Source organism: Vibrio sp. 03_296 (genome assembly GCF_002265885.1).
The window spans coordinates 1-763 of the sequence record NZ_NPKW01000612.1; the positions used below are offsets into that span (position 1 = coordinate 1).

Consider the following 763-nt stretch of genomic DNA (forward strand, 5'->3'; position numbering starts at 1 on the left):
ACCCCACCCTTGGCCACGTTATGACATGAGTTACACGAAATGGTGTTAGAGGCTGATAATCGAGGCTCAAACCATAAGGTTTTCCCAATTCAACTTTCTTCGCGTCCAACCCAACAACCGGATCAATCACTTTGATCGGTTCTTGCGCCTGTCGTTCTGCCAAGGTCGCAAATGACACGACAGATAAGAGACTCACTGCAATGATTTTTTTCATCGTTACTTCCTTTCTCGAGAGTTATTCCAATCTCACTAGAGCTGCGCATTTCTTGACCGATGCGCTTTGGCAAGTAACTTAAAGCAAACGATTTTGCGGTGATAACGCAAAAAAACGATGGTTTTATGACAAAAATCGATGTTAAAAGTGCGTAATCTGTACAAAGCTTGTGCAACCTTTCATCGCGTGCGTTCGATTACTATTATTTACATTTTTATAAGAATGTAATCGACGCCTTTGTTGATGCAAATCAATTCCGCTATTGAGCAAATTCGCATCAAACCGAAATCATCACTTTGGTCCACGCGACGATCAATAGCGAAGCCGCCATCAACCAAATCACCGTCGCTGCAGAAAGTGTTGTAACCAGACTAAAGCGGTAACTAAAATAGTAAACAGCAGCAAGATAGGCGGCATAAGGCAACAAAGACCAAAGACCAAATAGCGCGGTTTGGCGCAAGTCTTCCATGCTTCTTTCACTGCCGACAATGAAGTGCGCAATCAGGGCAAAGGTGGAAATAAAGCACTAGCCTGCAATGTAAGAAGTTT

At 43.3% G+C, this 763-nt stretch carries 2 pseudogenes; both read right to left on the reverse strand.

What is annotated here, in order from left to right:
• Nucleotides 1–214 (reverse strand): annotated as a pseudogene (locus CIK04_RS26600) (cytochrome c peroxidase); the annotation flags it as partial.
• Between the two features lie 277 nt (nt 215–491).
• Nucleotides 492–728, reverse strand: a pseudogene (locus tag CIK04_RS26605) (GlpM family protein); the annotation flags it as partial.
• Between the last annotated feature and the right edge of the window lie 35 nt (nt 729–763).